We start from the raw sequence: 25,848 nt of genomic DNA on the forward strand, positions 1-25,848 counted from the left end.
GTTTTCCGACGGGTGTTGCACAAATAACACGCAGATGTGATCGAGGCGGCCTTGTAACATCTTGAATCTATTACTTTTTTTTGACAGCTTTCATTTGCGCCAAAAGTTCCGACCCCGGCCCCTCACATCCGTGGAGACGCTCTGCTGTGGGTCTGAGGCGTCCGAATCGTGGATTCAACTTGGGACTCGGCGCTCCCCTTCGGGAACTGGCCGGCCTGACTAATCAGCGGCCGCGACGGTCGTCTTCATCCGCGCGCTTGAACGTCGATATGTTCCGGCGGCAAGCCGGCCTGATGTCGTTGATACATAGCCTCGTGAAGACGCAACGCGCCTTGCAAACACCAGGCTATCTGGATCGACGCCCCGGCCCTCGCCTTCCTTCCGCAGATTCGATTTTGCGATCTCGCCCACGTCGGACAGCCACAAGACCCACTGGTCCACGCTCTTCAGGATATTCATCCAGGAGCCAAAGACAGCCGGGTTGGATTTTGCAGGCATTGTCGAAGCAGCAAAACACTGTCCATTCCTGCCGCAAATCGTGATCAGCCCGATTGGGCGCAGCATCGTCGAGTCCCGACGTGATTATCCCGCGGCATAAAGCTGCCGGGCAAACCAACGACCTACTCGTCGAAGAATAGCTGTTTTGATCTGGCAGCACGATTGGACCGGCAATGATGTAGTCGAAGAGCTCCCTGCTCCCCCACGTTCCCGCGAACCCAAGATGGTTGGCGACGATCGGAGCCGGACTGGACGCAAACAAGGACAGCCCGGCATTGTGCGTATGGCCGGCAAAATCGACAAGAATATCGACCCGCACATCGTCGATCGCTTTCAGGACTTCACCGTCGAGCTCGTGCTCGCAATCGACGCCGCGATGAAATGAGTTTTCGAGGCGCTCGCGCAGATCGCTGTTGTCGTCGGGAGCCGATTGAAACGCGTACGTCTCGGAAACAGTCGGGATCGTGACTCTCGGAGCTCTCGGCAGTGAGGTACCCGACCGGATGCTTGCGAAAATCACTGGGCGATATCTTCGTCCAGATTGTCCCAATTGGACAGGTTCGTCTTCACAAGAAGACGCAACCCTCGATGCCCTCGAGGTCAGGCCTGATCGACACCGCCTTGTCGAAGCCGATGAAAGCTTCGTCATAGCGCCCGAGCTCGGTAAAGACATTGCCGCGGCCAATGCAGGCCCCTCGATGTCGTGCTTGATCGAGAGCGCCTTGTCGTAGGCGGCAAGCGCCTCGTCCAAGCGATTGAGATCGGTGAAAACTTCACCTCGGCCAACCCATTGCAAGATGAGACCGTTGCAGGTTAGCCCGGCGGTCGAGGGACGAGCGAAGCGTGCCAGCCCGGCAGCCTTCCCCGCTTGATCTCCCGGGCGCCGTTCCGACCGAAAGCGCGCCAGGACAGACTCTTCCTGATTGCGGCGACACCTGGCGCGACGGGGCGGCTCCTCGGTCGGCGAGCGAGTTATCCCGACGAAGGCAGCCGTCCCCCGCGCGAGCCATCCGATCAAATCTGAGAGCAAAATCAATCGTTTATGTGGATGAAAGGAGCCTTTGTCCACGCCAGAACCACGCCTAATACAAGCGCCAGAACCTCCGGCTTTGTGTCCGTTATCGCGGCGTTACGTTCTCGCCCCGGGAGCAAACCGCTTGGTCTCGGAATTCGCTGGGAATATTCGAGCAAAAACACACGCTTCCAAATTGACCAGGCCAAGTAATTAGATGCATAAGGCTCGCACCGGAGAGGTGGCCGAGTGGCTGAAGGCAACGCTTTGCTAAAGCGTCATACGGTCTCAAGCTGTATCGAGGGTTCGAATCCCTCCCTCTCCGCCACTCCGCGGCAGAATCCGAGATCTGTGCGTTCCTTCACCTGACACGCGACGGTGGCCTCATGCCGCTCCGAATCCGGTGGCTGACCACGAGGGAACCTGATTCAGCACAAATCAGCTTCACCTGCGAAACGACGGCCGGGAACGTGATTCTCCGCTCAGTGGGCGGAGACCCACGCCCTCGCCTCGCGCTGCGCCGCCGAGATATCGGCGTCCGACATCTGCCCAGCGACTTCCTGGCGCAGCGTCACGGCGTCCTTGCGGCCCTTGAGCGCGGCGAGGTTGAACCATTTGTGCGCGGCGACGAGATCGACGAGACCGGAGCGTCCGCTCGCCCAGTAGAGGCCGCGCTCGAACAGCACGTCCGACAGCGCGCCTGCGTCGATCGGCGTCGCGGTCTCCAGATCGAAAGTACCCTGAAACATAACGCATCCCCTTTTTTCTTTATGCCGCCTCGTCCCCCGAGCGCGGCTCCCGTCCAATCAACTGTTCAACTCATCCCCGAGGCTTTTTGCCCGTACCGTTTGCCGGCTTGTTGGAGGTAATGATGGCGGGCAAATTTGAATGGCAGTTTAAGTATCGCGATGAAGCAGACGTAAACGCGCCCGCGCCACGCGCGCACGACAAATGCAAGAAGTCCCGGTTTTGCAGGCACTTCTGTAATTCGTCAGATTCGGTTTACCTTGGGATTTTGGGAGAACGATAACCATCGCGCACGGTGAGCGCGTCCTGTTGTGTCCCCGCCCGCTGTCGTCACCAGTATTCCAGAGACAGCAATGGTCTCACGAGAAGCTGCGGCGTACTGGATCGCCCGGTCGGAGCCGGGCGATGACACCGCGGATGGAGAAGCGGCGCGCGAACAGCGTGCAATTGCGCCGCAGCCTCCCTGCTCGAGCAGGGCGCGCATATGAAGAAACATGTGGCTGGAAGCTCGACTGCGGCCATCCTTCGAGACGCCCGCCTGCCTGCGGCGGGCCCTCAGGATGAGGATGCGGCAGCATCAACGCAGATGGATGCAGCTGAGCCTCATCCCGAGGAGGCCGCGAAGCGGTCGTCGCGAAGGACGAGGTGCTCGCCCAGGCGTCGCTGAGACGTCATATGCGATAGCCTGACTGCTCAAGGGCAGAACGGCTACGCCGCGGTCAGATCAGCAATGTCGGGATATGGGAATGCCGGCAATACCCCGGCCTCAAGAGAACGAGGGCGTCGGCGAACACGTCAGGACCAGATTCCACGTTGACCCGAAGGCCGCCTGTGAAATTGCGGAGCCCTTACGGAGAACCGCACCGAACGAAGAAAACTTGTTTCTTCTGCCGGACCGGGCTTAGCGAGCGAACCCGCGAAGAGAACGATCCGACCGTTGACCTGATGTCTCGCCGACACCCTCTATCGTCGACCAGAACCTTTTGAGAGGCGCTGATGACGTGCCGGCTCTCTAGGAGCCGGCAACTTCAAAAAGCGAAGTTACTTCTTCTTGGCGACCTTGCGGGTCTTCTTCGCAGTCTTCTTCACTGCGCTCTTCGCCTTCTTCGCCTTCTTTGCCTTCTTAGCTTTCTTGGCCATGTTGCCCTCCGATGTGTGAGATGGCTTAATCGCTGCATGCAGTCGGGGATCGAGTGCACACTCATCCCGAATACACCAACACAACGAAAAAAACAGCGTCTCGCTTAAAGAAGTGTTGACGGCGAAACGCGCCTGCGCTGGCGAACGCGATGCAAACGGACTGCATGAGGTGTGCTCGCGATCGCAGAGAGTGCCCGCGGCATCGACCGTTGCAAAAGATACGATTGTAGAAAAACACTATGCGGCAAGTATTTTCTTGCACGCGTGCATCGCGCGCGATCGTTGCAACGATGCATCCTGCCGATCGCGCGAGCGCCTCGCGAAGGCGCTTCGCGGACTCTGAGTCGCGACTTTTGGCAACGAAAATATTTTCATGATTAACGGCGCGAGCGCTCGTCAGAGCGCGTGCAAGTCGCCGTTTTGCGCGAATCGCGTGACGGCGATTCGGTCGGCGTATCGCGTTCGATGCGAATGAAGTTCGTCGCGGAGGATGCGCGCGAGCGTCGCATCGCGAACCGAAAGCGAGGTGACGACGCCTGTCCGTCACCTCGTTCGAACGCGCGAGGTCAGATGCCGAGCTTGGACTTGAGCAGCTCGTTGACGCTCTGCGGGTTGGCCTTGCCGCCGGATGCCTTCATCACCTGGCCGACGAACCAGCCGAGTGATTGCGGCTTGTCCTTGACCTGCGCCGCCTTGTCGGGATTGGCCGCGATGATGTCGTCGACAACCTTTTCGATCGCCGAAAGATCCGTGACCTGCTTCATGCCGCGGCTTTCGACCAGCGCGCGGGGATCGCCGCCCTCCTGCCAGACGATCTCGAACAGATCCTTGGCGATCTTGCCGGAGATCGTCCCCTCGCCGATCAGGTCGATGATCCCCGAGAGCTGTGCGGCATCGACCGGAGAGTCCGTAATATCCCGGCCTTCCTTGTTGAGACGACCGAACAGCTCGTTGATCACCCAGTTCGCGGCGACCTTGCCGTCGCGCGCGCGGTTGGCGAGTTTCTCCAGCACGGTCTCGTAGAACACCGCGCTCTCGCGCTCGGCGACCAGCACGCTGGCGTCGTAGGCCGACAGGCCGAGATCCGCGACGAAGCGCGTCTTCTTCTGGTCCGGCAGCTCGGGCAGCTCAGCCTTCAGCTCGTCGACGAAGCTTTGCGAGAACTCCAGCGGCAGCAGGTCGGGATCGGGGAAGTAGCGATAGTCGTGCGCCTCTTCCTTGGACCGCATCGACCGCGTCTCGCCCTTGTTGGGGTCGTAGAGCCGGGTCTCCTGGTCGATCGCGCCGCCCTCCTCGAGGATTTCGATCTGGCGCCTGGCCTCGTACTCGATCGCCTGGCCGATGAAATTGATCGAGTTCATGTTCTTGATCTCGCAGCGGGTGCCCAGCGGCGCGCCGGGCTTGCGCACGGAGACGTTGACGTCGGCGCGCAAGGATCCCTTCTCCATGTCGCCGTCGCAGGTGCCGAGATAGCGCAGGATCGAGCGCAGCTTGGTCACATAGGCCTTGGCCTGCTCGGCATCGCGGATGTCGGGCTTCGACACGATCTCCATCAGCGCCACGCCGCAGCGGTTGAGATCGACATAGGACATGGTCGGCGACTGATCGTGCAGCAATTTGCCGGCGTCCTGTTCCAGGTGCAGCCGCTCGATGCCGATCGTGGCGGTCTTGCCGCCATCCAGCTCGACCACGACCTCGCCTTCGCCGACGATCGGCGACTTGTACTGGCTGATCTGGTAGCCCTGCGGCGAGTCCGGATAGAAATAGTTCTTGCGGTCGAACACCGAGCGCAGATTGATTTGCGCGTTCAGCCCGAGGCCGGTCCGGACAGCCTGCCTGACGCATTCCTCGTTGATGACGGGCAGCATGCCAGGCATCGCCGCGTCGACCAGCGACACATGCGAGTTCGGCTCGCCGCCGAACGCGGTGGAGGCTCCGGAGAACAGCTTCGCGCTCGACGTCACCTGAGCGTGGACCTCCAGGCCGATGACCATCTCCCAGTCACCGGTTGAGCCCTTGAGAAGCTTGTGCGTGGCCGTGCTCATGTCTTGCTCCCGAGCAGCGTGGCAGCGATCCGCTCCCACTCTGCCTGTAATGAATCCTTTGCCGTGGGCTGGCCGGCCTGACGGTACCAGTAGCCGGCATTGCCGAGGTCGCCCTCGACGCGATGCAGATAGGCGTGCACCCAGGCGGCGTCGCGACCATTGTCGTCCTGAACGATTCTGTGCGCCTGGTCCCAGTCGCCCTTCGCAGCCCACCAGAGACCGGCGAGCGGCGCGTTCAGGTCCGGCGCCGGCGTAGCGCCGCCGAGGCTCGCGATGAAAGCCGCGACATTCACCACCATTTCGCCGGCGTGAAGCGGCCGGCGGCCTGCTCGATCACCTCGCCGAGCGAGAATAGCGTCTCCTCGTCAAAGGGACGGCCGATCAGCTGCAGGCCGAGCGGCAGGCCCTGCGCGTCCTTGCCGGCGGGCACGGCGATGCCCGGCAGGCCCGCCATGTTCACGGTGACCGTGAAAATGTCGTTGAGGTACATCTCGACGGGGTCCGCGCCGCCTTTCTCGCCGATGCCGAACGCCGCCGACGGCGTCGCCGGCGTCAGGATCGCGTCGACGCCCTTGGCGAAGCAATCCTCAAAGTCCTTCTTGATCAGCGTGCGCACCTTCTGGGCGCGCAAATAATAGGCGTCGTAATAGCCGGCCGAGAGCACGTAGGTGCCGATCATGACGCGGCGCTTCACCTCGGCACCAAAACCTTCTGCACGGGTGTTCTCGTAGAGTTCGTTGATGTTCCGGCCCTGCTCGCGCAGGCCGAAGCGCACACCGTCATAGCGCGCGAGGTTAGAGGACGCCTCCGCCGGCGCCACGATGTAATAGGCCGGCAGCGCGTATTTGGTGTGCGGCAACGATACCTCGACGAGCTCGGCGCCGGCCGCTTTCAGCCAGGCCGCGCCCGCTTCCCAAAGCTTTTCGATCTCGGCCGGCATGCCGTCGAGACGGTATTCCCTGGGAATGCCGATCTTCATGCCCTTCACGGACTTGCCGATCGCAGCCTCGTAGTCCGGCACGGCCATGTCGACGGAGGTCGTGTCCTTCGGATCGTGACCGGCCATCGAGCGCAGCAGCATCGCGGCATCGCGCGTGCTGCGCGCGATCGGACCGGCCTGGTCGAGTGAGGAGGCAAAGGCCACGATGCCCCATCGCGAGCAGCGGCCATAGGTCGGCTTGATGCCGACGGTCGCGGTGAACGCCGCCGGCTGGCGGATCGAGCCGCCGGTGTCGGTCGCGGTCGCGCCCATGCAGAGGAGAGCCGCCACGGCGGAAGCCGAGCCGCCGGACGAGCCGCCCGGCACCAGCGTCGTGTTGGAGCCATCGCGCCGCCAGGGATTGCCGACCGGGCCGAAGCACGAGGTCTCGTTCGACGAGCCCATCGCGAACTCATCATTGTTGAGCTTGCCCAGCATCACCGCGCCATCGCGCCACAGCTGCGAGGTAATCGTGGACTCGTAGGTCGGCACGAAATTGCCGAGGATTTTCGAGCACGCCGTGGTGCGCACGCCCTTGGTCGCAAACAGGTCCTTGATGCCGAGCGGAATGCCGGCAAGCGGCCCCGCATCGCCCTTCCCGATCCTGGCGTCCGCTTCGCGCGCCATGGTCCGCGCCTGGTCCGGCGTCTCCATGACGAAAGCATTGAGCACGCGCGCGGCTTCGATCGCGTTCAGATGCGCGTCGGTCAGCTCGAGGGACGTGAAAGTCTTGGCCGCGAGGCCCTTGCGGGCCTCGGCCAGCGTCAGCGATGTCAAATCGGTCATTTATTGATCGGGCTGCAAAAGAAGGGAGACAGGGACTTGTCGTTGGCCGGGTCGTCTTGCGTGACGTTTTTCTTGGCGGCCGCTTTCGCAGCCGCCTCGATCTCGTCGAGCACGGCATTGACGGCGACATTGGGATCGGCAGCCTTGCCCTGCCGCTCCATCTTGTCGAGATAGTTCATGTAGGCCTGATAGGCCTTCTCGTCGTCGCAAAGCATGCACATCGGACTTGGTCCTAAGAATTACTCGACCACTTTCGGCACCAGGAAGAAGTGACCCTCGGTCGCGGGCGCGTTGGCAACGATATCGTCGGCGATCTCGCCGTCATTGACCACATCCTGCCGCTTCTTCATCTGCATCGGGGTGACCGAGGTCATGGGCTCCACACCCTCGACGTTGACCTCCGAGAGCTGCTCGACAAAGGCGAGCATGGCGTTGAGCTCGCCCTGCAGATGCGGAACCTCGCCCTCGGAAACCGCAATGCGCGCCAGATGCGCGATGCGGCGGACGGTAGCGGCGTCGACGGACATTATACAAGGCCTCTCACGGCAAAACCTATGTGCCGTATAGCAGAGGCCGCTTTTGCGCCGCAACCGGCGGCGGGAATCTAACCAGCCATCTGGCGCAGGCGCGCCAGGGCCGATTTGGCCAGATCCCGGGTCAATTCGGCTGCCGGGACCTCGCGGCCCAAGGCGATCGCCTGCCCGGCCCAGAGATTTGTGAAATCCACCCTGCCCTGCTTTTCGGCAGCCGCCTTCAGCGGTCCCAGCGCCGTTGCGGCATGGGGAAATGGCGGCGCGTCCGGCGAAATCGGGCCGGCCTCGCGCATCAGGCGGTTCTGGACGCCGCGCGCCGGCCGCCCGGTCATGACATTGGTGATGACGGTGGAATCATCCCGTCCCTCGGCGAGCGCCGCGCGGGCCGCCGCACTGACCTTGGATTCCGGACAGCGCAGATAGGCACTTCCGATCTGCACGCCTGCCGCGCCGAGCGCGAACGCCGCCGCGATGCCGCGGCCATCCGCAACGCCGCCAGCCGCAATAACCGGGACCTTCACCGCGTCGACCACCTGCGGCACCAGCGCAAAGGTGCCGGGCTGTTCCGAGATCTTGTCGGTCAGGAACATGCCGCGATGGCCGCCGGCCTCCGCGCCTTGCGCGATCACCGCATCAGCGCCGTGCTGCTCGAGCCAGACCGCTTCCCTCACCGTCGTCGCCGAGGAGATGACGAGACATCCTGCTGCCTTGACCCGCTTGAGCAGCGCGGCCTCCGGCAGGCCGAAATGGAAGCTGACGATCTCCGGCTTCAGCTCCTCCACGACCTCGCAGAAGCCGGCGTCGAACGGCGCGCGATTCGCGGCATTGATGGGTGCGGCGGGATCGAGGCCATGCTCATTGTAGTAGCCCGCGAGGCGCTGCTTCCAGCGCGCCTCCGCCTCGGCCGTGAGCTCGACCGGGGTGTGGCAGAAGAAATTCATGTTCACCGGCGCGGAGACGCGCTGCCGGATGATGTTGACCTGCTCGCGCGCCTTCTCCGGCGACAGCATCGCGCTCGGCAGCGAGCCGAGCCCCCCGCCTTGCGCAACGGCGATCACCAGCTCCGCGTCCATCACGCCAGCCATCGGCGCCAGCACGATCGGGAATTCGGTCTTGAAGAGATCGATCAGTCGACGGTTCGGCCACATGGTTGTTCTCTCGCAGTTTAGGCGGACACGCTGGAATTACGCCGGCCGGCTAGCAGTTGCCCGGCCTCGGTCGCGATACGTTCGACGATTTCGGCCGCCGGTGGAATATCATGGATCAGGCCGACCGCCTCGCCCGCGATCACCGCGGCGATGTCGAAATTCCCGGCGGCCTTCGCAGCCGCATAGTCGGCCCCGACTGCGGCGACATTCTGCATCAGTTCGACCTCGCGGCCGATCCAGCGTCTGGCGTGATCGTTGACTAGGCACCGGCCGGTAAACGGCGCGGGCCAGACATTGTTGCGGGAGAGATCGAAAATGATGCCCCGCACCGTTGCGCCACTATCTGCCGCGCAAATGCGCCGCTTGGCCTCTTCTGCGCCATCGGCCTCCTGGCTCGCGTAGAAGCGCGTGCCGAGCAGCACTCCGCTTGCACCGAGCATCATCATGGCCGCAAGTCCCCGCCCGTCGGCAATACCGCCGGCCGCCACCACCGGCACACGACCCGCGGCAAGATCGACGATTGCCGGGACGAGATCGATCGTGGTGCGCGAAGCGCCGTGACCGCCGGCCTCCGTCCCCTGTGCGATCAGGACATCGGCGCCCGCATCGAGCGCTTGCCGCGCCATCGTCTCGTCCTGCACCTGGCAGATCAGGCGTGCACCGGCGCATTTGATGCTGGCGGCGAAGGGTGCGGGATCGCCGAACGACAACATGATCGCGGACGGGTTTGCGGCGAGCGCGATATCGAGAAGTTCGGGTCGCTTGGCGAGGCTCCAGGTTATAAAGCCGATCCCGAACGGCGCCTTCATGCCAGCGAGCTTGGCAATCTCCTGCTCCAGCCAAATCCTCTCGCCGTAGCCGCCGCCCAGGATGCCGAAGCCGCCGGCACGGCTCACCGCCGCGACGAGGCGGCTGCCTGCCACGACGTCCATCGGCGCCAGCAGGATCGGATGCTCAATCTCCAACAGTGTGGTCAGCGACGTCGCGATCGGCATGGCTCCTCCCAGGTCTGGACACCGAGACTAGGCGCGAATACCATTCTCTAAAATTGAATTCTTGCGAACGCTGCCATCTCAAAAGAGAAACGATATTATGGAACTCAGCGACATCCAGACCTTCGCTGCCGTCGCCCGTACCGGGGGCATCACCCGCGCTGCCGAAGAGCTCAACACGGTGCAGTCGAACGTCACCCAGCGCGTCAAGGCGCTGGAAGCCGAGATCGGCACGCCGCTGTTCGAACGCCATAGCCGCGGCATGACCTTGACCGGAGCGGGCAAGCGCCTTTTGCCCTACGCGCAACGGATGTCCGCACTAGCGCGCGAGGCCGTGCTCGCCGCCTGCGACGACGGCGAGCCCAAGGGACCGCTCGCGATCGGCTCGATGGAAACGACCGCGGCGGTGCGGCTGCCGCCATTGCTCGCGGACTTTCATCACCGCTTTCCCGCCGTCCGGCTGAGCCTGCGCACCGCGCCCACCGCCGACCTCGTCGCTTGCGTGCTCGAAGGCACGCTCGACGGCGCCTTCGTCGCAGGTCCGATCGCGCATGCAGATCTCACCGCGACAAGCGCGTTCCGCGAAGAGCTGGTGCTGGTGAGCGCGCGGCGCTGGGCCACGCTCGCCGAGCTGCGCGCCGGCACGCCGGAATCCGGTCCAACCGCGCTGGCGTTCCGCACCGGCTGCACCTACCGGCAGCGGCTGGAACAGATCTTTGTCGAGTTCGGCTGGCCGTCGGCCGCACGCTTCGAGCTCGGCACGCTCGACGGCATGATCGGCTGCGTCGCCGCCGACATGGGCGTGACGCTGCTGCCGCGCGCCGTGGTCGAACGCAGTGCGATCAACGGCAGCGTGTCGATCCACGCGCTGAGCCATTCGCACGCGCAGGTCGAGACGCTCTTCATCCAGCGTCGTGCCGGACATCAAACCAGCGCGCTGAACGGGTTTGCCGCCTGCCTCAAGCAAGACGACGAGGTCATCGCGGCCTGAATACCAGCGCGTTCCACCGCGCGAAATTCAATGTCACAAATGTGTCGCACTTAATTCAATCGACGCTGCGCGCGGTGAGTGCTGCGTTCAGCCGCCGCAGCATGGCCCCCCAAAAAGTTTTGAAGCCCGCGGCTTTTCTACGTTAGGATGAGCGACTGGCCAGCGCGAAATCATAACGAAGCCAAACATCGGCAAAAACATCGGGAGGACTATCGATGCGCAATACGCTCGTGTTGTGCTGTGTCGCCGCGTTGTCTGCGACGATCGAAACAGCAAGCGCCCAGGACTGGACCAAGTCGAAATGGGGACCGAACGACGAGATCGGTGCCGCCAACTACATGACGCCCGAACTCGTGCTGAAGGCTGCATCTCTGGTGAAGACCGGAAAGACCTACGCACTCGGCATTCCCGTTACACCACAAACGCCCGCCTATCCGCCGCGCGCATTCAAGCTCACCATCGTGCAACCCGGACAGGCCGGCATCCCGGGTCTCGGTCCCAACAAGGCGACCTACAACGACGATATCCTGGACACCTGGGTCGGCATCGGCAGCCAGATCGACGGCCTCGGCCATCTCGGCGTCGAGCACGTCTATTACAACGGCAACAAGCTCGCCGACTTCGCCGACCCGAACGGGTTGAAGAAGCTCGGGATCGAGAAGGTCCCGCCGATCGTGACCCGCGGCGTGCTGCTCGACATGGCGGCCTATTACGGCACCGACATCGTGAAGGAAGGCACCGCCTTCAACGTCAAGGAGATCGACGAGGTTGCCAAGAAGCAGGGCGTCGAGATCCGCCAGGGCGACGTCGTCATCTTCCACACCGGCTGGCTCAGCCTGATCGGCAAGGACGACAAGCGCTATTCGGCCGGAGAGCCCGGTCTCGGCGTCGAAGGCGCAAAATACCTGACCAGCAAGGGTGTCGTCGCGATCGGTGCCGACACCTGGGCGCTCGAGGTGCTGCCGTTCGAATCCAAGAACGTGTTCGAGGTGCACCAGATCCTGCTCGCGATGAACGGGACCTACATCCTCGAGAACATGGACACGGCCGCGCTCGCCCGAGACAAGGGCTACGAATTCCTGTTCGTGCTGGGCCAGCCGCGCTGGACCGGCGGCGTGCAGGCGATGATCAACCCGATCGCGATCCGTTGATCCGATACCGGGCGAGGAGCCTGCAGTCCGCAGACGCCCTCGCCCGGCCTATCTCTCCGGCCTGAGATGCCACCGCCGCAGCGCCACGACGGCCCAGATCGCCTCGACCACGCCGAACGGCCAGGCCCCTTGCAGGAAGCCGTAAGCCGAACCGAGCACGCAGGACATTGCGAACAGCAGCACGAACCAGTGGCTGCGGTCTTCCAGAGCGTAAGTGACCAGCATGGCTGTCACGGCGAACAAGCCGAATAATGTCAGCGCATCCATGTTCCGGGTTCACTCCGCAGCGCGACGCGTGATATGCGCTAATCCCATGCCGGCTCTTATCCTGCCTCTCGTCGATGCTGCAACCCACTGGCCCGAACGCGGCGGGTTGGTCGGCCTTGATCTGGGTACCAAGACCATTGGCGTTGCCGTGTCCAATCCGGACCGTCGGTTGGCGACCGGCGTCGAGACGATCCAGCGCAAGGCGTTCAAGCAGGATGCCGCTCGGCTGCTCGCGATTGCCAGTGAACGCAAGGCCGTCGGCTTCGTGCTCGGCCTGCCCATCAACATGGACGGCAGCGAGGGCCCGCGCGCGCAATCCACCCGGGCCTTTGCTCGCAACCTCGCCGGCCTGACCGCGCTGCCGATCGGCCTCTGGGACGAGCGCCTGTCGACCGCCGCGGTCGAGCGCGAACTGATCGGCATGGACGTCAGCCGCGCCAAGCGCGCCGAAGTGATCGACGAGCACGCCGCGATCTTCATCCTGCAAGGCGCGCTCGACCGCCTCGCCAATCTGCGCGCAGCCCCGGGGCCTGACTGATCCATGGCCGTCGTGATCGCGGCGCTCCTCCCCGTCTTTATCCTGATCGTCCTTGGCGTGGTGCTGAAGCGCACGCTGATGCGGCTCGATACGCAATGGAACGGGCTGGAGCGGCTGACCTATTTCGTGCTGTTTCCGATGCTGCTGATCCAGACGCTGGTGAAGGCCGACTTGTCCAAGGTCCCGGTCGCAGGCGTCGGCGGCGCGCTGCTGCTCTCGGCGCTCGCGATGTCGCTGCTCTGCCTCGCGCTCCGCCCGGCCCTGTCGCGGCTCGATATCGACGGCCCCGCCTTCACCTCGATCTTCCAGGGCGCGATCCGCTGGCAGACCTATGTGGCGCTGTCCGTTTCCGCCAATATGTTCGGCGAGGTCGGGCTGGCGCTCGCCTCCGTCGCGATGGTGGCGATCATTCCGCTGGTCAACGTCCTCAGCGTCGCGGTGCTCGCCCACTACGCAGCGCCGGAGAAGCAATCCGCGCGCACCGTTGTCATGACGGTTGTCCGCAATCCCCTGATCTGGGCCTGCGTGATCGGGCTCGTCGTCAACGTCATCCATCTGCCCCTGCCGAAGATCTGGCATGAGGTGGCGGACGCACTTGGCCGCTCCTCGCTCGCCATCGGCCTGCTCGTCACGGGCGCCGGCCTGCATCTTGAAGGCCTGCTGCGCCCCAGCACGGGTGCCGCTATCGGCGTGGTGTTCAAGCTGGTGCTGATGCCCGTGATCGCGCTGGTGCTCGCCGTCTGGTTCGGACTGTCCGGCGACAGCCTCGCGATCGTCGCGATCTGCGCCGCGGTGCCGACCTCGACCAGCGCCTATGTGCTGGCCCGCCAGATGGGCGGCGATGCACCGCTACTGGCGCAGATCATCACGCTGCAGACGATTTTGGCGGCGATCACCATGCCGATCGCGATCGCGCTGGTGGCCTAGAACTCGTCATTGCGAGGAGCTCTTGCGACGAAGCAATCCAGACTGTCTCCGCCGAAAGATTCTGGATTGCTTCGCTTCGCTCGCAATGACGGAGTATGGGGCCTCAGCTCCCCAACCACATCGTCAGCACCACCGCCGTCAGATTGTTCAGCGCATGCAGCACGATCGTGAGCCACAGTGAGGTGCTGCGATAGCGCATGTAGCCGAACCAGAGACCGATGGAGAAGACCTCGGCGAGGAAGTACAGGTCGTATTGCAGGTGCACGACCGTCCACACCAGCGACGAGAGGATGATCGCGCCGGGGACGCGCAGGAAGCTCGCCGACCAGCCGCGGTAGAGAAAGCCGCGCGCCAAAACCTCTTCGGACATCGGCGCCGCCACGCTGAAGGCGAACAGCAGCATCACGGCGGCGCCCTTGTCACGGCCGGATTTCAACAGATCGGTCATGAAGCCCGGCGTCGCCTCGCGGCCGAGACTCCGCGACATCGTCTCCCAGGCCACCACGATCAGGATCAGCCCGACGGCGCCGAACAGGAGTTGCTTCCAGGACGGCCAATAGAACGCGAGATAGTCGACGAAGGAGGCCTTCTTGATGCGGATCGCCAGCCACACGGCGACCAGCGTCGCCGGCAGGCCCATCGTGACCGACAACGCGAGCGACGCCGGCTCGCCGCCGACGTGCTGCATCGACGCGAGGTCGATGGGGTCGCGGGCGACCCAGACCAGATAGACGATGGCCCCGATCTGCCCGACGAACATGGCTGCGAAGATAGCGATGCCCCACAGTGCCGTGCCCCAGAATTTCCAGACGCGCGGTGGCGCCGGCGTCTCGGTGAGCGGAGGCTGATCGGGATTGAGAGAGTCCATTAAAGCGCTTTCGTTAGGAAGGCTCACGGCAGCGCCCGCTCCAGCAGCGCGCGTACATCGCCGCTCTCGAGATCGACCGCGCCGTACATGCTGGCGTGGTTCGTGGCGAGGCGCGTGGCGGCGAACAGTTCGGCTTGACGCGGTGACAGGCCGTTGAGGGCGGCGGCGGCCGCAAGCAGCGCCAGCTTCTCGACCGCAAGGCGCGCGACGCGTTCGCCGTCCGAGCGTCGGAAAGTCTTGCCGATGAACGAGACGGCATCACCTGCCCCTGGCAGACCGTTCGTTTCGGCAGCAAGCGCTTGCAGCACCGCCATCGCCGCCTCCGGCTCGCGCGAGAGCGCGCGCAGCACGTCGAGGCACATGACGTTGCCCGAACCTTCCCAGATCGCGTTGACCGGGGCCTCCCTGTAGTGCCGCGCCAGAACGCCGTCCTCGACATAGCCGTTGCCGCCGAGGCATTCCATGGCTTCGTAGAGGAACGGCGGCGCGCTCTTGCAGGTCCAGTATTTGATCGCAGGCGTCAGCAGCCGCATGTAGGCGGCCTCAGCCGGATCGTGCGGCGTCCGATCGAAGGCGCGGCAGAGCCGCATCACCAAGGCTGTGCTTGCTTCGACGTGCAAGGCCATGTCGGAGAGCACGGCCTGCATCAAGGGCTGATCGGCTAGATGTTTCTGGAACACGCTGCGGTGCCGGGCGTGATGCAGCGCGTGGGCGAGCCCCGAGCGCATCAGGCCAACCGAGGCGATCGCGCAATCCTGCCGGGTGAGTTGCACCATCTGGATGATGGTGCGGATGCCCTTGCCCTCGTCGCCGACGGCTTCCGCATAGGCACCGACGAACTCGACCTCGGACGACGCATTGGAGCGGTTGCCGAGCTTGTCCTTCAGCCGCTGGAACTGGATCGCGTTCACCGAGCCATCCGGCGCGAAGCGCGGCATGAAGAAACAGGTCAGTCCCTGGTCGGCCTGGGCCAGCACAAGGAAGGCGTCGCACATCGGCGCCGACATGAACCATTTGTGGCCGGTGATGCGGTAGGCATCGCCGTCGCGCACCGCGCGCGTCATGTTGGCGCGCACGTCGGTGCCGCCCTGCTTCTCGGTCATGCCCATGCCGAGCGTCATGCCGCGCTTCTCCCACCACGGCGCGAAGGTGGGATCGTAGCTTTTCGTCGACAGCACCGGCATCACCCTGGCGAGCAGATCAGGCTGCATCGCCAGCGCCGCCACGGAGGCGCGCGTCATCGTGATCGGGCAGAGATGGCCGGTCTCGACCTGCGCGGCCATGTAGAATTTTGCCGCGCGGACGACCTCGGCGGCATCGCCCGCGGGTCTTCCATCCGCGGTCCAGGTCGAATTGTGCACGCCGGCACGGGCGCTGTGGGCCATCAGTTCATGATAGGCCGGGTGAAACTCGACCTGGTCGCGCCGATTGCCCTTGGCATCGAAGCTGCGCAGCTTCGGCGTGTTCTCGTTTGCGACGCGCCCGCGATCGGCCATCGCAGCCGAGCCCCAATGCTTGCCGAACTCCGAGAGCTCCCGTTCCGCGGCCGCACCGCCATTGGTCCTGACCGCCGCGACCAGCGGCTGGTCCGCGGCGAACAGATCGACGTCATCGAACTGCGGTGACTGGTTGAAGACCTCGTGGGTCGCGAAGCTGGGCTGGGTCATCTCGTGTCCTCGGCGCGGAATCAGTTCCGCCGGGGCTGGATCGGGAAATCATAGGCCGCCCCTCCCGCCCCCGGCAGTGAAAAGTGCCACCACTCCTTCGCATAGTTCACAAAGCCTTGCCTCGCCATCGCTGCCACGAGCCGCTTGCGCCAGGCGCGTTGGTCCGGACTGATCGACGGTGCGGCGGTGTGCCCTTTCACGTCGGTGCAGTCATAGCCGGTGCCCATGTCGACGCTGCCCTCGGGCGGGCGCGACTCGACCGGCGCGGTACAGTCGGCGTAGGCCTTTGACGGGTCGTATTTGCCTAAATTGTCGGCCTTGAGATCGACCAGCGTGAGGTCGAGCGCAGCACCCGTCGAATGCTGCGAGCGGCTTGCGATGTAGCCGAGGCGGAACAGCTCGGTCTTGGGAATTTTGGGATTGTAGCGCCGCTCGGCGGCGGTCTCGTGGCCGTTCTGCGACCACTTGACCATGTCGAGCGAGGCCCGCGCCGGCCGGTAGCAGTCGAACATCTTCAGCGAGAGATTTTGCGCCGCCAGTTCCTGCTGCACCGCCTTCAGCCGCAGGCCCACCTCCCGCTTCACCACGCATTCGCCGGCGCCGTAGCCGGCGAGCGGACGGCCGACGAAATTGTTCGAGGTGGCGTAGCGGATGTCCTGGATGATGCTGGGGTCGATGTCGCGCAAATAGACGAAACCGCCGGGCAATGTCTGTGCCCGCACCGGCGCGAGGGCCGACGTCGCAAGCAGCCCAATAAGCGCTGCGCGCGCCGCGATCCTAGTCTTTGCGGTCATTGCACCGTATCCGAGTTGACCAGAAGTTTTGTGATCGCGGTATCCGTGTATTTATTGCCGGCCCAGACGTCGTCGATGATGAATTTCAGCCAAAAGGCGGCTATTGGCGAGCGCAATCCCAGCAGCTGCGCCGACAGCTTGTCGTCGAGGATGAAGATCTGCGACTCGCCGCCGGAGAACAACACGCGGAGCTGGCGAACCCTATTGTTCTTGGCAAATATGTCGGGGCTCTTCTGGTAGCCGTTCTGCACATGGATCGATTTGACCCGCCGCAGGGTTTCGAACTCGACCGTGACCCATTCGCCAATACCGTTGCCTGGCGCGCCCTCGACCCAGGCCGTCCCCGTCGAGGCGTCAAACAGGTTCGTCGCGCCGTATGAATTGCCGAATTGCGGCTTTAGCATCGAACTGACGCAATAAGTTTCAAAGCCGCTGCGGGCGCAGCTTTCACCAGGCGCGGAAGGGCGCGGTGGACGCATGGTCGCGCGCTCCGCGACCGCAGGCCCGGCCTGCGGCTTCACCAGCATGCCCGCCACTGGCCGCTCCGACGACAGCGGCGCCCAGAGATAGATGCGCCCGCCGAGGGTCTGGTCGTAATAGGCCGGTGTTTGCTCGTGCGGCGCGGGTTGGCCGCCGCCATCGGTCGCCATCAGCGCTAGAGCTGCCACGCGTTCGCGCACCTCAACCGCGAGATCTCCGAGATGCAGCTCGGGCCGTTTCAGCTGCTCGACGAATATCCGCGTGAACACCGAATTATGAGCCGTGTCGTTGCTGCCGAGCTGGTCGAGCGCGGTTTGGCCGATCCCCGCCGAATAGAGTGTGAATATCCCGCGCGCGGGCCGGGCATCAGCGAGCCCTCGTGTGTTCCCGATCGAACGACCCGCGGCGCGCGGAAACGGATTGTCACGACAGGCATCGATGACGACGAAGGCCACGCGCACCGACTTCGCCTGGAGCTCCGCGATCACATCGGGCTCCGCGATTGAGGCGCCGCGCACCCGCGCTTCAGCGCCCTCGGTGACAGCAGGCACATCGCTCGGCACGAGGTAGTTCACACCGGCGATCGCAACGCCATGCCCCGCATAAAACACGGCAGCGGTATCGCCCGGCTCGAGCCGCGCGGTGAAATCCGCGAGCCGGTCGATCATGCCCTGGCGGCCGAGGTTGGTCCCCAGCACGATCTCAAAACGGAGTGATCGCAGCGCATCCGCGATGGTGGTTGCGTCATTGGTCGCCTTCTTCAATTGACGGTCCGGCGGGAGGTTAGGATAGAGGTCGTTGCCGATCACGAGCGCCACGCGCTTCTCCGCCAGCGCCGGTGTCGCCACACCGACAAGGCAAACCGCCGCCAGCGCAGCAGCATTGCGCACCAGTCGATTAAAATACCGCATGTCCGTCATGATCCGGCCCGTGACGCAACGAATGGCGCGAGTCTAGTGCAAAGCGGTAGCCCCGAACACGGGCTGGCGGAGCCCTCCCTCCGGCAAGTGTCGGGGGATAACTCCCCGCCCGGGCTTTGGTCCTTGCCCCCCCGGCCATCCCCGCCTATAGCTCTCGCTTTAATGACATCGAAATCGACCTTCGTCCTCGGCCACCGGCATTTGCTGGGCATCGAGGGCCTTTCCGCGGCCGACATCACCGGCCTCCTCGACCTGTCCGAAGAATATGTCGAGCTCAACCGCCAGGTTGACAAGAAGCGCACCGTCCTGCGTGGACGGACGCAGGTGAACCTCTTCTTCGAGGCGTCCACCCGGACCCAATCCTCGTTCGAGCTCGCCGGTAAACGGCTGGGCGCCGACGTCATGAACATGTCGGTGTCCTCCTCATCCATCAAAAAAGGCGAGACGCTGGTCGACACCGCCATGACGCTCAACGCCATGCACCCGGATATCCTGGTGGTGCGCCATCACGCCTCGGGCGCGGTGGAACTGCTGGCCCGCAAGGTCGACGGTTCCGTGATCAACGCCGGCGACGGCGCGCATGAGCATCCGACGCAAGCCCTGCTCGATGCGCTGACCATCCGCCGCAACAAGGGCCGGCTCGAAGGCCTCGTGGTCGCGATCTGCGGCGACGTGCTGCATTCGCGCGTCGCCCGCTCCAACATCATCCTGCTCAACGCGATGGGCGCCCGCGTCCGCGTCGTCGGCCCCTCCACGCTGCTGCCGCCCGGCATCGAGCGGATGGGCGTCGAGGTCGCGCGCGACATGCGCGAGGGGCTCAACGGTGCCGACATCGTGATGATGTTGCGGCTCCAGCGCGAGCGCATGAACGGCTCTTTCGTGCCGTCGACCTCCGAGTATTTCCATTATTTCGGGCTGGACCAGAAGAAGCTCGCCTACGCCAAGCCAGACGCCCTCGTCATGCATCCCGGCCCCATGAACCGCGGCGTCGAGATCGACACTGCGGTTGCTGACGGCGCGCAGTCCCTGATCCGCGAACAGGTGGAAATGGGCGTGGCCGTGCGCATGGCGGTGCTGGAAGCGCTCGCCCGCAACCTGCCGAACGCGTGATGCTCATGTTGACCGACCGCCGACCCATCCTGCTTGCCAACGCCCGCGTCGTCGACCCCAGCAGGGATTTCGATGGCCCCGGCGATGTCCTGATCGCCGACGGCATCATCCGAGAGGCCCGCCGCGGCATTGGCGCTGCCGGCGTCCCCGAGGGCACCGATGTCGTCAACTGCGCCGGCAAGATCGTCGCACCCGGCCTGATCGACATGCGCGCCTTCGTCGGCGAGCCCGGCTTCAGCCATCGCGAGACCTTTGCGTCCGCGAGCCAGGCGGCAGCGACCGGCGGCATCACCACCATCATCTGCCAGCCCGACACCTTGCCGGTGATCGACAATTCGGCGACCGTGGACTTCGTGATGCGTCGCGCCCGCGACACCGCCATCGTCAACATTCAGCCGATGGCGGCGCTGACCAAGGGCATGCGCGGCGAGGAGATGACCGAGTTCGGCCTGCTCAAGGCGGCCGGCGCGATCGCCTTCAGCGACTGCGACAAGAGCGTGATCAATGCGCAGGTGATGCGCCGCGCCTTGACCTACGCGCGCGATTTCGACGCGCTGATCGTGCACTACACCGAGGATCGCGATCTCGTCGGCGAAGGCGTGATGAACGAGGGCGAGTTCGCATCGCGGCTCGGCCTGATGGGCATCCCGAACGCGGCGGAGGCCGTGATGCTGGAGCGCGACATGCGCCTGGTCGCGCTCACCGGCGGTCGCTATCACGCGGCCTCACTGACCTGCATCGAGTCGCTCGACGTGCTCAAGCGCGCCCGCGACGCCGGCCTCGCCGTGACCGCCTCGGCCTCGATCAACCACCTTGCGCTGAACGAGAACGACATCGGCCCTTACCGTTCGTTCCTGAAGCTGTCGCCGCCGCTGCGCACCGAGGACGACCGCCGCGCGCTGGTCGCCGCCGTCGCCTCCGGCCTCGTCGACGTCATCATGTCCGACCACAATCCGCAGGACGTCGAGGTCAAGCGCCTGCCTTTCGCGGAAGCAGCCCCGGGCGCCATCGGGCTGGAGACCATGCTCCCGGCGGGCCTTCGCCTCGTGCACAATGATGAGCTGGACCTCAAGACGCTGATCCGGGCGATGTCGACGCGGCCGGCCGAGATTTTGGGATTGCCTGGCGGAACCCTGCGCACGGGCAGCCCCGCCGACGTCATCGTGATCGACCCCGATGTTCCCTGGGTGGTCGATCCCGCCGACCTCAAATCGCCCTGCAAGAACACGCCGTTCGACGAGGCCCGCTTTACAGGGCGCGTGGTGCGCACCATTGTCGGCGGGCGGACGGTGTACGAGCACGTCTGACGTGCGGAGCTGCAGCCAAGGAATTTGCAGACATGGCGCTTGAATTGTTTCTGCCGGTGGCTTTCGTCATCGGATACCTGCTCGGCTCGATTCCGTTCGGACTGATCCTGACGAAACTCGCCGGCACACAGGATATCCGCTCGATCGGCTCCGGCAGCATCGGCGCCACCAACGTGCTGCGCACGGGGCGCAAGGGCCTTGCCGCCGCAACCCTGCTGTTCGACGCGCTCAAGGGCACCGTGGCGGTGGTGATCGCCGGCTACATCGCCGGTCCCAATGCCGCGATCCTGGCCGGGCTTGGCGCTTTCCTCGGCCATCTCTTCCCGGTCTGGCTCAAGTTCAAAGGCGGCAAAGGCGTCGCCGTCTATATCGGCATCATGCTCGGGCTGTTCTGGCCGGCCGCGGTGGTGTTCTGCCTGCTCTGGTTGGCGACTGCCTTTACCGCCCGCTATTCCTCGCTCTCGGCCCTGGTGGCCTCGTTCATCACCCCGCTGTTCCTGCTGTGGTTCGGCCAACCCGCGCTCGCCGCGCTGGCGGCGGTGCTGACGCTGCTGTTGTTCTACGCTCATCGCGAGAACATCAAGCGGCTGCAATCGGGCAAGGAAAGCCGCATCGGCGAGAAGGCATAAGCCGGGAATCCACGGATACCGCGGCACCCCTTCTGCGTTATATCGCAAATGGTGTTCGCAACTTGCAGCCGAATCACGGCTGTATGGACGAACGGGTTCCAGGCCTTGGCCCTGATCGTGGGCATGGCTCTAAGCGGTTGCTCAGAATGAGCGAGAAGATTGTCAGCGCGCAAGACGATGGCGATTTGCGAGGTGCTGCCTGCACCGCAGCAAGCCGGCTGCTCTCGACGACGGATATCTGGTCCGCTGGGCCCTCGCCGGCTCCTGCTCCCAAGCCTCTGCCCGTTGCGCCACCAGCGCCGCCGCCTGCTCGCATCGCGCAAGCTCCTCTGACAGTTGAGGCTGTGATTGCTGCTGCACCAATTGAACCCGCGCGGCCCCCTGCTAACTCATGGCCTCCGCAAAAACTGTCGCTGGCGCTTCAGGGCGGCGGCACCTTCGCCGCTTTCACTTGGGGCGTGCTGGAGCGTCTGCTGGAAGAGCCATCCATCGCGATCGAGACCATCAGCGGTGCCAGCGCCGGCGCCATCAACGCACTGCTGCTCGCCTCCGGTTTCGCCGAGGGTGGCCGTGAAGGCGCCCGCGCGCGGCTGAACCGGTTCTGGATCCGGCTGATGCACGAGGCCTCGTTCCGATCGCTGATGCTGATCGGCGGCTTCTCGCCGGCGGGAAGCTCGGTCGCGTTCGGTCCGACGCTGCGCTCCGGCCAGTTCGATCCGTTCGATCTCGATCCGCTGCGGCAGGCGCTGTCGCGCGACATCAACTTTTCCGCGTTGCGCGATGCGCGTTGCCCGAAGCTTCTGATCGCAGCGACCCGAATCCGCGACGGGCAGCAGCAGATCTTTAGCAACGACGTGATTACCGCAGACGTCGCGCTGGCCTCGACCTGTCCACCACTGGTTCATTGCGCGGTGGAGATCGATGGCGAGGCTTATTGGGACGGCGGCCTCGGCGGCAACCCGCCCCTGCTGCGGCTCCTGCAGGACACGACGAGCGCCGAAATCCTGCTGGTCCAGGTCACGCCGGCGCGCGACAGCTACGTGCCGATCACGCTCGCCGCGATCGACCGCAGGCTGGACCAGATCGCGGCCAACGCCGCCCTCAATGCCGAGATCGCGGCGATTGAATGGGCGCAATCGCAGGCCGCATCGTCGCTGCGGCTCTCCAGGATCGCCGCGGAAGATTTCGTCGACGGCCTGGCGCAGCGCTCGTCCACCGATCTCGGCCGCGGCTTCATTCGCGCGCTTCACCGCAGCGGCCGCGAGGCCGCCGGTCGCTGGCTCAAGCAAGGTACCGATCACAGCGCAGCGCCGGCCGCATCCGGCCAGCGCACCGTCGCCCTCGAACCTGCGCTAGCCTGATTTCGCCAGCGCCCGCTCCAGGAACCACGCCGTCGCCAGCGCATGCGCGTCGTTGCCGAAGCGCGCGATCACCTGCACGCCAATCGGCAGGCCATTGGCCTTGAGCACCGGCACGTTGACGCAAGGGTTGCCCATCAGCGTCCACAGCCTGTTGTAGCGGGGGTCGCCGGTGCTCGCGAGCTCCTTGGCCGGCGGCGTGCCCGGCGCCGAATAGGTCAGCAGCACGTCGAACCCCTCGAACAACTCGCCAAGCTCGCGACGCCCGCGACGGCTGATCCGGCGTGCGTCGTCGTAGTCCCTGGGTGTGAGACCGACCGTCGCATCGAGACTGGCGCGCAGCATCGGTGCGATCTCGTCGTGGCGTTCGGAAAATTCCCAGGCGAGCGCGCGATGCGCCTCGAAGTCCTGAATGATCGGATGAATGCGCCAGGCCTCCTGCACCGCTTGCGGCAGATCGATGTTCTGCACGCTGGCGCCCGCCCGCGTCGCCGCCTTGATCGCGGCTTGCAGCCCCTCCTCCGCGGCCGGCTCCACGTCGCCGGCGAACTCCTGCCTGACGACTCCGATGCGCGGCGCTTTCGCCGGAACGATGCCGGCGAATTCGGTGCGGCCGGTCATCGCGAGCAGTCCGCGCGCAAGATCTTCCGCGCGCGCGCCGAACAGGCCGACCGTGTCGAGCGCCCACGAATAGCATTTGACGCCGACCGTCGGCAGCATCCGGAACGACGGCTTGATCGCGGCGGTGCCGCAATAGGCGGCGGGACGGATCACCGAGCCGCCGGTCTGGGTGCCCAGCGCCAGCGGGATCATGCCGGCACCGACGGCCGCGGCCGAGCCCGAGGACGAGCCGCCCGGCGTATGCCCGAGATTATGCGGGTTGAGCGTCGGGGTCGGATCGCGCGAGGCGAATGCCGTGGTCGTGGTCTTGCCGATGATGGTGGCGCCCGCCCGCTTCAGCATCATCACGACAGGCGCGTCCGCGCGCGGCTGCCAGCCGCGATAGATCGATGATCCCATCTCGGTCGGAAAATCGGCGGTGTCGATGATGTCCTTGATCCCGACCGCGATGCCGCGCAGCGGCCCGGCGCCTTGCGCCTTCGCGGAGCTGTCGTGACGGACGAAGGCGTGGACGTCCTTCTCCCTGGCCTCGATCGCCGCATGCGATTGCGCGATGGCGGCCTCGGGCGAAAGCTCGCCCGCTTCGATGCGGCGCTGGAGATCGGCGAGTGAGATCATGGCAATACCCTTCTTATTGGTATCGCTTTTAGCATCGAGCCGACGCCGCGCAAGCGCACGACACGGTTGCCCACGCCCTCAGGTTGTTCCATGCTGTGCCTGCAAGGAGCTGCCGTGGACGCCATCAATCCGAGCGTGGAGCTGACCGAGGCCGACAGGATCGACCGCCTGCGGCTGATCCGGTCCGACAATGTCGGGCCGCGCACGTTCCGGTCGCTGGTCGATCATTTCGGCACGGCGCGCGCGGCGCTGGAGCGACTGCCGGATCTCGCACGCCGCGGCGGTGCGCAGCGATCGGCGCGCATCTGTAGCGCCGACGAGGCGAAAGCCGAACTCGCCGCGAGCCGCAAGTTCGGCATCGCCTGGCTCGCGCCCGGCGAGGACGGCTATCCGGCGCGGCTGGCAACGCTCGACGATGCGCCGCCGCTGCTCGCCGCGCGCGGCGACAATGCAACGCTGATGCGGCCGATGATCGCAATCGTCGGCTCGCGCAACGCCTCCGGTGCAGGCTTGAAATTCGCCGGTCAGCTCGCCCGCGAACTTGGTGAAGCCGGCTTTGTCGTCATCTCCGGCCTCGCCCGCGGCGTCGACCAGGCCGCGCACCGCGCCAGCGTCGAGAGCGGCACCATCGCCGTGCTCGCCGGCGGCCATGACTGCATCTATCCGCCGGAGCATGGCGACCTGCTGGCCTCGATCCTCGACCGCAAGGGTGCCGCGATCTCCGAGATGCCGCTCGGCCACGAGCCGCGCGCCCGCGACTTCCCCCGCCGCAACCGGCTGATCTCGGGCGCCGCGCTCGGCGTCGTCGTGGTGGAGGCGGCGCATCGCTCGGGCTCACTGATCACCGCGCGAATGGCCGCCGAACAGGGGCGCGAAGTGTTCGCGGTGCCGGGTTCGCCGCTCGATCCGCGCGCCGCCGGCACCAACGATCTGATCAAGCAGGGCGCGACGCTCGTCACCGAAGCCGCCGACGTCGTCAACGCTGTCGCACCGATCATGGAGCGGCCGCTGATGCGCACCGCGAGCGAGCCCGACAGCGAGCCGCTCGAAAGCGATCCGCAAGGACACGACCGCGACCAGATCACCGGCCTGCTCGGCCCTGCCCCTGTCACGATCGACGATCTCGTGCGGATGTCCGGCGCCTCGCCTGCGATCGTGCGCACCGTGCTCTTGGAGCTCGAACTCGCCGGCCGGCTCGAACGCCACGGCGGAGGCTTGGTCTCGCTGCTCTAAGGAGTGTTCCGCTTGTCGAAGCGCGTCCGCGCCGAGGCGATCTGCTCTTGATGCGTGATCGCCCATTCGCCGAGTGCCTTCACCGGCTGTTGCAGCCCGCGGCCGAGATCGGTCAGCTCGTAGTCCACGCGCGGCGGAATGGTCGGGAAGATCGTGCGTGTGACCAGGCCGTCACGCTCGAGCCCGCGCAGCGTCAAGGTCAGCATCCGCTGCGAGATGCCGTTGATCATGCGCTTGAGCTCGTTGAAGCGCTTCGGCCCATCGCTCAGCATCATGATGACGAACACGCTCCATTTGTCGCCGACGCGCGCGAGGATCGAGGCGACGCCGCGGCAGTCCGCATGGTTGGGATCCGGCATCGGCGTGGCAGGCAAATCGATGTGCGCAGGTTTCAGGGATGTGCCCATGGCTCAAAAAGGTGCGTTCTTGCGGGGATTTCGATAGTCACTCATGTAGCTCTGGTTACAAACTTATACCAGGGTGATCCCG

Annotated in this window: 25 protein-coding genes, 1 tRNA gene and 1 pseudogene; 10 read left to right on the plus strand and 17 right to left on the minus strand. The window is 64.9% G+C overall.

All coding sequences use genetic code 11. The features are described from left to right. Window positions 1–219: 219 nt before the first annotated feature. Entirely contained in the window at window positions 220–564 is a 345-nt protein-coding gene (locus AC0L2F_RS07770; RefSeq protein ID WP_473248068.1) for a hypothetical protein, read from the minus strand. Window positions 565–703: 139 nt separating this feature from the next. Further along, window positions 704–1,171, minus strand: a pseudogene (locus AC0L2F_RS07775) (O-linked N-acetylglucosamine transferase family protein); the annotation flags it as partial. A 574-nt stretch (window positions 1,172–1,745) separates the two neighbouring features. Here AC0L2F_RS07775 and AC0L2F_RS07780 point away from each other — a divergent pair. Beyond that, a tRNA-Ser gene (locus AC0L2F_RS07780) sits at window positions 1,746–1,838 on the plus strand. Between the two features lie 154 nt (window positions 1,839–1,992). On the opposite strand, the gene AC0L2F_RS07785 is transcribed toward AC0L2F_RS07780, so the two are convergent. The 8 genes from AC0L2F_RS07785 to AC0L2F_RS07820 form a co-directional block, all read right to left on the minus strand. Continuing rightward, window positions 1,993–2,259 carry a hypothetical protein gene (locus tag AC0L2F_RS07785; RefSeq protein WP_007611206.1) on the minus strand — a complete coding sequence of 89 codons (267 nt, stop codon included), beginning with the start codon at window positions 2,257–2,259 and terminating at the stop codon, window positions 1,993–1,995. Between the two features lie 1,704 nt (window positions 2,260–3,963). After that, a complete protein-coding gene (gatB, locus tag AC0L2F_RS07790; RefSeq protein WP_473248007.1) occupies window positions 3,964–5,442 on the minus strand; it encodes an Asp-tRNA(Asn)/Glu-tRNA(Gln) amidotransferase subunit GatB in 1,479 nt (492 codons plus the stop codon). Beyond that, a complete protein-coding gene (locus AC0L2F_RS07795) occupies window positions 5,439–5,741 on the minus strand; it encodes a hypothetical protein (protein ID WP_473248008.1) in 303 nt (100 codons plus the stop codon). Before AC0L2F_RS07795 ends, gatB begins: the two co-directional genes overlap by 4 nt. Continuing rightward, window positions 5,732–7,207, minus strand: a complete 1,476-nt coding sequence (gene gatA / locus AC0L2F_RS07800) for an Asp-tRNA(Asn)/Glu-tRNA(Gln) amidotransferase subunit GatA (protein WP_007611209.1) — start codon at window positions 7,205–7,207, stop codon at window positions 5,732–5,734. The genes AC0L2F_RS07795 and gatA overlap by 10 nt, the downstream gene beginning before the upstream one ends. Further along, entirely contained in the window at window positions 7,204–7,428 is a 225-nt protein-coding gene (locus AC0L2F_RS07805) for a hypothetical protein (RefSeq protein WP_473248009.1), read from the minus strand. Before AC0L2F_RS07805 ends, gatA begins: the two co-directional genes overlap by 4 nt. Before the next feature lie 18 nt (window positions 7,429–7,446). Then, window positions 7,447–7,734, minus strand: coding sequence for an Asp-tRNA(Asn)/Glu-tRNA(Gln) amidotransferase subunit GatC (gene gatC / locus AC0L2F_RS07810; protein ID WP_007611211.1), 288 nt, complete (start codon window positions 7,732–7,734; stop codon window positions 7,447–7,449). Window positions 7,735–7,811: 77 nt separating this feature from the next. Next, window positions 7,812–8,888, minus strand: a complete 1,077-nt coding sequence (locus AC0L2F_RS07815; RefSeq protein ID WP_007611212.1) for an NAD(P)H-dependent flavin oxidoreductase — start codon at window positions 8,886–8,888, stop codon at window positions 7,812–7,814. 17 nt (window positions 8,889–8,905) lie between these two features. After that, window positions 8,906–9,883, minus strand: coding sequence for an NAD(P)H-dependent flavin oxidoreductase (locus AC0L2F_RS07820; RefSeq protein WP_473248010.1), 978 nt, complete (start codon window positions 9,881–9,883; stop codon window positions 8,906–8,908). A gap of 97 nt (window positions 9,884–9,980) precedes the next feature. Here AC0L2F_RS07820 and AC0L2F_RS07825 point away from each other — a divergent pair, with 97 nt between their 5' ends. Next, a complete protein-coding gene (locus tag AC0L2F_RS07825; protein WP_007611214.1) occupies window positions 9,981–10,871 on the plus strand; it encodes a LysR family transcriptional regulator in 891 nt (296 codons plus the stop codon). Between the two features lie 215 nt (window positions 10,872–11,086). Beyond that, window positions 11,087–12,022, plus strand: a complete 936-nt coding sequence (locus tag AC0L2F_RS07830; RefSeq protein WP_007611215.1) for a cyclase family protein — start codon at window positions 11,087–11,089, stop codon at window positions 12,020–12,022. A gap of 48 nt (window positions 12,023–12,070) precedes the next feature. On the opposite strand, the gene AC0L2F_RS07835 is transcribed toward AC0L2F_RS07830, so the two are convergent. Then, window positions 12,071–12,289, minus strand: coding sequence for a hypothetical protein (locus tag AC0L2F_RS07835; RefSeq protein WP_007611216.1), 219 nt, complete (start codon window positions 12,287–12,289; stop codon window positions 12,071–12,073). 46 nt (window positions 12,290–12,335) lie between these two features. Between AC0L2F_RS07835 and ruvX the strand changes: the two genes are divergently transcribed. Beyond that, window positions 12,336–12,827: a Holliday junction resolvase RuvX gene (gene ruvX / locus AC0L2F_RS07840; RefSeq protein WP_007603328.1), complete on the plus strand. Its 492-nt coding sequence runs from the start codon at window positions 12,336–12,338 to the stop codon at window positions 12,825–12,827. Window positions 12,828–12,830: 3 nt separating this feature from the next. After that, entirely contained in the window at window positions 12,831–13,754 is a 924-nt protein-coding gene (locus AC0L2F_RS07845; protein ID WP_035975064.1) for an AEC family transporter, read from the plus strand. A gap of 103 nt (window positions 13,755–13,857) precedes the next feature. Here AC0L2F_RS07845 and AC0L2F_RS07850 read toward each other — a convergent pair whose 3' ends face one another. The 4 genes from AC0L2F_RS07850 to AC0L2F_RS07865 are packed head-to-tail and all read right to left on the minus strand — an operon-like array spanning window position 13,858 to window position 18,474. Then, window positions 13,858–14,622 (minus strand): lysostaphin resistance A-like protein, encoded by a 765-nt coding sequence (locus AC0L2F_RS07850; protein WP_473248011.1) that lies wholly within the window; start codon window positions 14,620–14,622, stop codon window positions 13,858–13,860. A gap of 23 nt (window positions 14,623–14,645) precedes the next feature. Further along, window positions 14,646–16,289, minus strand: coding sequence for an acyl-CoA dehydrogenase family protein (locus tag AC0L2F_RS07855; RefSeq protein ID WP_473248012.1), 1,644 nt, complete (start codon window positions 16,287–16,289; stop codon window positions 14,646–14,648). A gap of 20 nt (window positions 16,290–16,309) precedes the next feature. Further along, on the minus strand, window positions 16,310–17,083 hold the full coding sequence (locus tag AC0L2F_RS07860) for a M15 family metallopeptidase (protein ID WP_473248013.1): 774 nt from the start codon (window positions 17,081–17,083) through the stop codon (window positions 16,310–16,312). Then, window positions 17,080–18,474 carry a caspase family protein gene (locus AC0L2F_RS07865; RefSeq protein ID WP_167552303.1) on the minus strand — a complete coding sequence of 465 codons (1,395 nt, stop codon included), beginning with the start codon at window positions 18,472–18,474 and terminating at the stop codon, window positions 17,080–17,082. The genes AC0L2F_RS07860 and AC0L2F_RS07865 overlap by 4 nt, the downstream gene beginning before the upstream one ends. Before the next feature lie 171 nt (window positions 18,475–18,645). Between AC0L2F_RS07865 and AC0L2F_RS07870 the strand changes: the two genes are divergently transcribed. The 4 genes from AC0L2F_RS07870 (at window position 18,646) to AC0L2F_RS07885 (ending at window position 22,890) form a co-directional block, all read left to right on the plus strand. After that, window positions 18,646–19,593 (plus strand): aspartate carbamoyltransferase catalytic subunit, encoded by a 948-nt coding sequence (locus AC0L2F_RS07870; protein WP_007603315.1) that lies wholly within the window; start codon window positions 18,646–18,648, stop codon window positions 19,591–19,593. A gap of 5 nt (window positions 19,594–19,598) precedes the next feature. Further along, window positions 19,599–20,900: a dihydroorotase gene (locus AC0L2F_RS07875; protein WP_035974174.1), complete on the plus strand. Its 1,302-nt coding sequence runs from the start codon at window positions 19,599–19,601 to the stop codon at window positions 20,898–20,900. Window positions 20,901–20,932: 32 nt separating this feature from the next. After that, window positions 20,933–21,529, plus strand: a complete 597-nt coding sequence (gene plsY / locus AC0L2F_RS07880) for a glycerol-3-phosphate 1-O-acyltransferase PlsY (protein WP_473248014.1) — start codon at window positions 20,933–20,935, stop codon at window positions 21,527–21,529. 146 nt (window positions 21,530–21,675) lie between these two features. Then, the gene (locus tag AC0L2F_RS07885; protein WP_473248015.1) at window positions 21,676–22,890 is read left to right on the plus strand and encodes a patatin-like phospholipase family protein; all 1,215 of its coding nucleotides are present in this window, start codon (window positions 21,676–21,678) and stop codon (window positions 22,888–22,890) included. Here AC0L2F_RS07885 and AC0L2F_RS07890 read toward each other — a convergent pair. Further along, window positions 22,882–24,126 (minus strand): amidase, encoded by a 1,245-nt coding sequence (locus AC0L2F_RS07890; protein ID WP_473248016.1) that lies wholly within the window; start codon window positions 24,124–24,126, stop codon window positions 22,882–22,884. The two genes, AC0L2F_RS07885 and AC0L2F_RS07890, sit on opposite strands and share 9 nt — an antisense overlap. A gap of 90 nt (window positions 24,127–24,216) precedes the next feature. Here AC0L2F_RS07890 and dprA point away from each other — a divergent pair, with 90 nt between their 5' ends. Then, on the plus strand, window positions 24,217–25,359 hold the full coding sequence (gene dprA, locus AC0L2F_RS07895) for a DNA-processing protein DprA (protein WP_473248017.1): 1,143 nt from the start codon (window positions 24,217–24,219) through the stop codon (window positions 25,357–25,359). Here the strand turns inward: dprA and AC0L2F_RS07900 are convergent. Continuing rightward, complete coding sequence (locus tag AC0L2F_RS07900) at window positions 25,356–25,766, minus strand: winged helix-turn-helix transcriptional regulator (protein ID WP_473248018.1); 411 nt, start codon at window positions 25,764–25,766, stop codon at window positions 25,356–25,358. The genes dprA and AC0L2F_RS07900 overlap by 4 nt on opposite strands. Window positions 25,767–25,848: the final 82 nt, after the last annotated feature.

The sequence above is a fragment of the Bradyrhizobium sp. Ken64 genome (assembly GCF_055807555.1).